The following is a 5,779-nucleotide window of genomic DNA, read 5'->3' on the forward strand; positions in this document are numbered from 1 at the left end:
CGGGGGCCCCCACCCCCCCCCCCCCCCCCCCCCGGGGGGGCCCCCCCCCCCCCGCCCCCCCCCCGGGGCCCCCCGCCCCCCCCCCCCGCGCGGGCCCCCCCCCCCCGGGGGGGGGGGGGGGGCCCCCCCCCCCCCCCCCCCCCACGGGTGAGGGGTTGTCTCCGCGAGCGATCCTCTTACAGCTGCGTTCGCGGATAGAACCCCTCATCCGGCGCTTCGCGCCACCTTCTCCCACAAGGGGAGAAGGAAGAAAAAAAGGGGTCACACCGGCAGAAACTGCTTCAACGCCGGCATGAAGAATATCCCGAGATTGATCGCAAAGCCGATGCTCCAGAGGATCGAGCGCAGCGTCGGGCGGTTGCCGAGATAGGTCAGCACGTAGGCGATCCGCACGATCAGGAACAGTACCGCGAGCTCGTCGATCAGGCGCTGCGGCGAATCCCTGTATTCGGCGAGCAGCACGGCGAAGGCGAAGAACGGAAAGGTCTCGATGCCGTTCTGGTGCGCGCCGAGCGCGCGCTGCGCCAGCGCGTCCTCGAAGAAGGCTGGGTCGCGCGGCCGCGAATTGTCGAAGCCGCGAAATCTGATCCATTTGATCGCGACGATCGTTAAGAGATAGAGCAGCAGCGCCCCGAAAACGCACCATTCCGCCAGCGTCATGGTTCTCTCCCCTGCGCACGGACCCTAGCGAAACCGGGCCAATCTTGACAAGTTCGGAACAACGCGCGACGCAACGGATCATGATGACAATCGCCCCCAGCCAGACCGCGATGCCGGCCACGCAGCCCGCCCCCTCGCGCGTCGGCGTGCTCCTGGTCAATCTCGGCACGCCCGATACCGCCGACGCGCGCGGCGTGCGGGTCTATCTGAAGGAGTTCCTCTCGGACGCCCGCGTCATCGAGGATCAGGGCTTGATCTGGAAGCTGGTGCTGAACGGCATCATCCTGCGCACCCGCCCCCGCGCCAAGGCGCGCGACTATCTCAAAATCTGGAACACCGAGAAGAACGAGTCGCCGCTCAAGACCATCACGCGCTCGCAGAGCGACAAGCTCGGAGCCATGCTGTCGGACCGCGACCAGGTCACGGTGGAATGGGCGATGCGCTACGGTAATCCCTCGATCAGGTCGGGCGTCGATGCGCTGATTGCGAAGGGCTGCGATCGCATCCTTGCCGTACCGCTCTATCCGCAATATTCCGCCGCGACGTCGGCCACTGTCTGCGACGAGGTGTTTCGCGTGCTTGCGCGGCTGCGCGCGCAGCCGACGCTGCGGGTGACGCCGCCTTATTACGAGGACGAAGCCTATATCGAGGCGCTCGCCACCTCCGTCGAGACGCATCTGGCGAGCCTGCCGTTCAAGCCGGAGCTGATCGTCGCCTCCTTCCACGGCATGCCGAAGGCCTATGTCGACAAGGGCGATCCCTATCAGGACCAATGCGTCGCGACCACCGAGGCGCTGCGCCGCCGGCTCGGGATGGACGAGACAAAGCTGCTGCTGACCTTTCAGTCGCGCTTCGGATTCGACGAGTGGCTGCAGCCCTACACCGACAAGACCATGGAGCGTCTGGCGAAAGAGGGCGTGCGCCGCATCGCGGTGATCACGCCTGGTTTTTCCGCCGACTGCCTGGAGACGTTGGAGGAGATCGCGCAGGAGAATGCCGAGATCTTCGAGCACAATGGTGGCGAGCAGTTTTCCGCGATCCCCTGCCTCAACGACAGCGACCCAGGCATGGATGTGATCCGAACGCTGGTGCTGCGCGAACTCCAGGGCTGGATAGAGTGAGCCTGGATCCGAGGAGCGCCCCATGAACCGCCGCGAGGTTCTGGCGCTTCTTGGGGTGGCCGCTGCGCTGCCGGCCTCAGTGCTGGCGCAGCAGCCGACGCGCCGGCTCGGCGTGCTCTCGGTCACGGCGGCCGACGATGCGATCGGGCAGACGCGTAGCGCGGTCCTGGTCCAGGCGCTTGCCGGCCATGGCTGGAAGGAGCACGGCAGCCTTGAGATCGATTGGCGCAACGGCGGCGGCGACCGCGCACGGATCGCGCAATTCGCTGACGAACTCGTGGCGCTCAAGCCCGACATCCTGCTTGCGGTCGGCACGCCCTCGGTCGAGGAGCTGCGCCGGCGCACGACGACGATCCCGATCGTTTTCGCCGTCGTCACCGATCCGGTCAGCCAGGGCTTTGTCCAGAATCTCGCCCATCCCGGCGGCAATGTCACCGGCTTCACCGATTACGACGGCCCGCTGGCCGGAAAATGGCTCGAGATGCTGACGCAGGTCGTGCCAAGACCGTCCCGTGTCTTCGTGGTCTACAATCCCGCCACCGCGCCGTTCGCGCCGCTGATGCTGGGTACGATCGAGGACGCTGGCCGCGCGCTCGATGTGACGGTGGAGCCGGCGCCGATCCATGACACGGCCTCGATCGTCGCCCTGGCTTCGCGGAAAGACGGCGGCCTGCTGGTGCTGCCGGACTTCTTCACCATGTCCAACCGTGCGCTTCTGCTGGCGGCCATCAATGAAGCGCGCGTGCCGGCGGTGTTCTGGAGCCGTACCTTCGTCGACGAGGGTGGCTTGATGTCCTACAGCACCGACAGCGCCGAGCAGCTCCGCCGCGCCGCCTCCTATATCGATCGCATCCTGAAGGGGGCGCGGGCGGCCGACCTGCCGGTCCAAAATCCAACCACGTTCGAGCTGGCGATCAACTTGAAGACGGCCAGGGCGATCGGCGTCACGCTTTCGCCAAGCCTGCTCGCAACCGCGAACGAGGTCATCGAGTAGGATTTGGCTGCGACCGCCGGCACGGCCGGATTCGTTAACGTCGTCGCTAGGTCTGCTCCAGCACGCTTTCAAGAGCGCCTCGCAAATACATAATCGCGACCATTCCCTCTCCCGGCGTCTTGTGTAGAATCCTGCCGATGCCGAAATCATCTACGACCGCTGGATCCTTTACCGAACGCTTTACTGAACCCTTGGGGTCGTGATCCCGACCAATGACAGCGCGGAAAAGGGCCTTTTCCGACAATCTTTTCCGCCTTGGAGGAAATATGAGCGGTTTCGACATTTTCGCGATTGTCCTGGTTTTGCTCGTCATCGTCACGCTGGTGGCCGGCGTAAAGACGGTGCCGCAGGGCTATGACTGGACCATCGAGCGGTTCGGCAAATACACCCAGACGCTGAGCCCCGGGCTCAATCTGATCGTGCCCTATTTCGATCGCGTCGGACGCAAGATCAACATGATGGAGCAGGTGATCGACATTCCCGAGCAAGAGGTGATCACCAAGGACAACGCCACCGTGACGGTCGACGGCGTCGCCTTCTTTCAGGTGTTCGACGCCGCCAAGGCGAGCTACGAGGTCTCAAACCTGACCCAAGCCGTCACCGTGCTGACCATGACTAACATCCGTTCGGTGATGGGGTCGATGGATCTCGACCAGGTGTTGTCGCATCGCGACGAAATCAACGAGCGCCTGCTGCGTGTGGTCGATGCCGCCGTCTCGCCCTGGGGCCTTAAGGTCAATCGTATCGAGATCAAGGACATCGTGCCGCCGGCGGACCTCGTCGAAGCCATGGGCCGACAGATGAAGGCCGAGCGCGTCAAACGCGCCGACATCCTTCAGGCTGAAGGTGCACGCCAGTCCGAGATCCTGCGCGCCGAGGGTGCCAAGCAGGGCCAAATTCTCCAGGCGGAAGGTCGCCGCGAGGCCGCCTTCCGCGACGCCGAAGCACGCGAGCGGTCGGCGGAAGCTGAGGCCAAGGCGACGCAGATGGTCAGTGAAGCCATCGCCAAGGGCGACGTCGCGGCGCTGAACTATTTTATCGCCGACAAGTATATCAAGGCGTTCGGGCAGCTGGCTGAATCGCCGAACCAGAAGGTCATCATGCTTCCGGTCGAAGCCATGAGCATGCTGGGCTCGCTCGCCGGCATCGGCGAGATTGCAAAGGCAACGTTCGGTGAAAGCGCGGCGTCCGCGGCCGCTGCCGCCCGCCGCGGCTCGGTGCCGACGACCGGCAGCACGCCACCCGCGGTGCCGCCGCGTCAGGGGTAAAGCGCATGCCCCGGAAAAGTGGACACCGGTTTTCCGACAAGGGCATGCGTCATTTCAAAGAGGTCGTGTCATGACCGACATGTTCGTATCGCTCGGCACCTGGAACTGGCTGATCTTCGGCTTCATCCTGATGGCGCTGGAGGTGCTGGCGCCGGGAGTCTTCCTGTTCTGGCTCGGACTCGCCGCGCTGCTGGTCGGGCTGATCTCGTTCGGAGTAGCGATATCCTGGCAGATCCAGCTCGTGATGTTCGCGATCTTCGCCGCCGCCGCCGTGCCGGTATGGCGCCGCCTCGCCCGGCCGAAGCCGGATGCAATTGCCGCCAGCCCCTTCCTCAACAAGCGCTCCGAGGCGCTCTTGGGCCGCGAGTTCACGCTGGAGAAGCCGATCGTCGACGGCAACGGCACCATGCGCATTGGCGACACGGTCTGGCGCGTCGCAGGCCCCGATACGCCGGCGGGCACGCGTGTGAAGGTGGTGCAAGTGGATGGCGCGAATCTGACGGTGGCGGCGGCGTAGCTGTTGCCTCCCCGTCATTGCGAGCGAAGCGAAGCAATCCAGACTGCCTCTGCGGAAAAATTCTGGATTGCTTCGCTTCGCTCGCAATGACGAGCTTGTCGGGACGGCATCGCTAGACTTACGCGCCGCTCTTGCTGCGCCACCTCTCCGCAAACCTATGCAGCGGCATGAACGTCTCGCACAATTCCCGTCCGAGCGCCGTCAGCCCGTAACCGCTGGCTTCGCCGAGCGCCACGAACCCGGCCTCGCGTAAATCGTCCAGCCGCGCCTGCAGCACCGTCGGCGAGGCCTCGTCGCAGGCGGTGCGCAATGCGCGCGAGGTGAGGGGGGCATCGCGCAATTCCCACAGGATCCGCAGGCTCCAGCGTCGTCCCAGGAGGTCGAGCAGCACCATGATCGGCCGCCCGGTGCGCGAGCCACGGACGCCGCGCGATCTGGAAGTGGTCTGTTTCGCCATTGTCGGCCTCTTGCGTGTCGCTACAAATAGTGTAGCGTAATGCTACAGTAAATGTAGCAAGGAAGACGGCCGATGTCCCAGGCCACGCCGCGCATTGCCCCGCTCACCCCGCCTTATCCCCCGGAGATCCAGGCGCAGTTCGACCGCATCATGCGCGGTGCGCCGCCGCTGCTGCTGTTCCGGGTGATGGCGGGCCAAACCCGCGCCTGGGACAAATTTCGCGCCGCCGGCCTGCTCGATCCCGGCCCGCTCTCGTTGCGCCAGCGCGAGATCGTCATTGACCGCACCTGCGCGCTGAACAAATGCGAATATGAATGGGGCGTGCACGTCGCGGTCTTCGCGGCGCCCGCGAAGCTCACCTCTGATGAGGTGCGTGCCACCGTGCAGGGCGATGCGGCGTCGCCGTGCTGGTCCCCGGCCGAGCAGGCGCTGATCGCCGCCATCGACGCGCTGCATCACCGTGCGACGCTTGGCGACGCCGAATTCGCCGCGCTGTCGGCGCATTACGACGAGGCGCAGATCCTGGAGATCATGCTGCTGTGCGGCTTCTACCGCACGGTATCCTACCTGGCGAACGGACTCCGGCTGCCGCTGGAGGACACGGCGGCAAGATTTCCGGCGTAGCTTTAACCGTCGTCATTGCGAGCGTAGCGAAGCAATCCAGAGTCTTTCCGCGGAGGCAGTCTGATCTTCCCCCAAAAAAGTGGACATGGATCAAGCCGATTTTAGCTCCATCTCGACCGGGCTGATATAGCCGATGGC

The 5,779-nt window shown here is 64.9% G+C and carries 8 protein-coding genes; 5 read left to right on the plus strand and 3 right to left on the minus strand.

Going from position 1 to position 5,779, the window contains the following annotated elements; translation table 11 throughout:
* Positions 1–261: 261 nt before the first annotated feature.
* Complete coding sequence (locus tag AC0L3K_RS29075; protein ID WP_354199905.1) at positions 262–660, minus strand: MAPEG family protein; 399 nt, start codon at positions 658–660, stop codon at positions 262–264.
* An 80-nt stretch (positions 661–740) separates the two neighbouring features.
* Between AC0L3K_RS29075 and hemH the strand changes: the two genes are divergently transcribed.
* Positions 741–1,781, plus strand: a complete 1,041-nt coding sequence (gene hemH, locus AC0L3K_RS29080) for a ferrochelatase (RefSeq protein ID WP_354199904.1) — start codon at positions 741–743, stop codon at positions 1,779–1,781.
* A gap of 22 nt (positions 1,782–1,803) precedes the next feature.
* Positions 1,804–2,775: an ABC transporter substrate-binding protein gene (locus tag AC0L3K_RS29085; RefSeq protein WP_354199903.1), complete on the plus strand. Its 972-nt coding sequence runs from the start codon at positions 1,804–1,806 to the stop codon at positions 2,773–2,775.
* A 46-nt stretch (positions 2,776–2,821) separates the two neighbouring features.
* Here AC0L3K_RS29085 and AC0L3K_RS29090 read toward each other — a convergent pair whose 3' ends face one another.
* A complete protein-coding gene (locus AC0L3K_RS29090; protein WP_354199902.1) occupies positions 2,822–3,019 on the minus strand; it encodes a hypothetical protein in 198 nt (65 codons plus the stop codon).
* 22 nt (positions 3,020–3,041) lie between these two features.
* Here AC0L3K_RS29090 and AC0L3K_RS29095 point away from each other — a divergent pair, with 22 nt between their 5' ends.
* Together AC0L3K_RS29095 and AC0L3K_RS29100 are read left to right on the plus strand one after the other, a co-directional pair.
* Positions 3,042–4,043 (plus strand): SPFH domain-containing protein, encoded by a 1,002-nt coding sequence (locus AC0L3K_RS29095; RefSeq protein ID WP_219680333.1) that lies wholly within the window; start codon positions 3,042–3,044, stop codon positions 4,041–4,043.
* 70 nt (positions 4,044–4,113) lie between these two features.
* Complete coding sequence (locus AC0L3K_RS29100) at positions 4,114–4,560, plus strand: NfeD family protein (RefSeq protein ID WP_219680332.1); 447 nt, start codon at positions 4,114–4,116, stop codon at positions 4,558–4,560.
* 118 nt (positions 4,561–4,678) lie between these two features.
* On the opposite strand, the gene AC0L3K_RS29105 is transcribed toward AC0L3K_RS29100, so the two are convergent.
* Positions 4,679–5,017, minus strand: coding sequence for a winged helix-turn-helix transcriptional regulator (locus AC0L3K_RS29105; RefSeq protein ID WP_473253591.1), 339 nt, complete (start codon positions 5,015–5,017; stop codon positions 4,679–4,681).
* Between the two features lie 72 nt (positions 5,018–5,089).
* Here AC0L3K_RS29105 and AC0L3K_RS29110 point away from each other — a divergent pair, with 72 nt between their 5' ends.
* The gene (locus AC0L3K_RS29110) at positions 5,090–5,641 is read left to right on the plus strand and encodes a carboxymuconolactone decarboxylase family protein (RefSeq protein ID WP_354199900.1); all 552 of its coding nucleotides are present in this window, start codon (positions 5,090–5,092) and stop codon (positions 5,639–5,641) included.
* The last annotated feature ends 138 nt before the right edge of the window (positions 5,642–5,779 follow it).

The organism is Bradyrhizobium sp. MI1.10, assembly GCF_055811035.1.

Excerpts from the sequence above, each read along its gene's own strand:
- AC0L3K_RS29085 (WP_354199903.1), top strand. The coding sequence starts at position 1,804 with ATGAACCGCCGCGAGGTTCTGGCGCTTCTTGGGGTGGCCGCTGCGCTG.
- AC0L3K_RS29110 (WP_354199900.1), top strand. The coding sequence starts at position 5,090 with ATGTCCCAGGCCACGCCGCGCATTGCCCCGCTCACCCCGCCTTATCCC.
- AC0L3K_RS29095 (WP_219680333.1), top strand. The coding sequence starts at position 3,042 with ATGAGCGGTTTCGACATTTTCGCGATTGTCCTGGTTTTGCTCGTCATC.
- AC0L3K_RS29105 (WP_473253591.1), bottom strand. The coding sequence starts at position 5,017 with ATGGCGAAACAGACCACTTCCAGATCGCGCGGCGTCCGTGGCTCGCGC.
- hemH (WP_354199904.1), top strand. The coding sequence starts at position 741 with ATGATGACAATCGCCCCCAGCCAGACCGCGATGCCGGCCACGCAGCCC.
- AC0L3K_RS29075 (WP_354199905.1), bottom strand. The coding sequence starts at position 660 with ATGACGCTGGCGGAATGGTGCGTTTTCGGGGCGCTGCTGCTCTATCTC.
- AC0L3K_RS29100 (WP_219680332.1), top strand. The coding sequence starts at position 4,114 with ATGACCGACATGTTCGTATCGCTCGGCACCTGGAACTGGCTGATCTTC.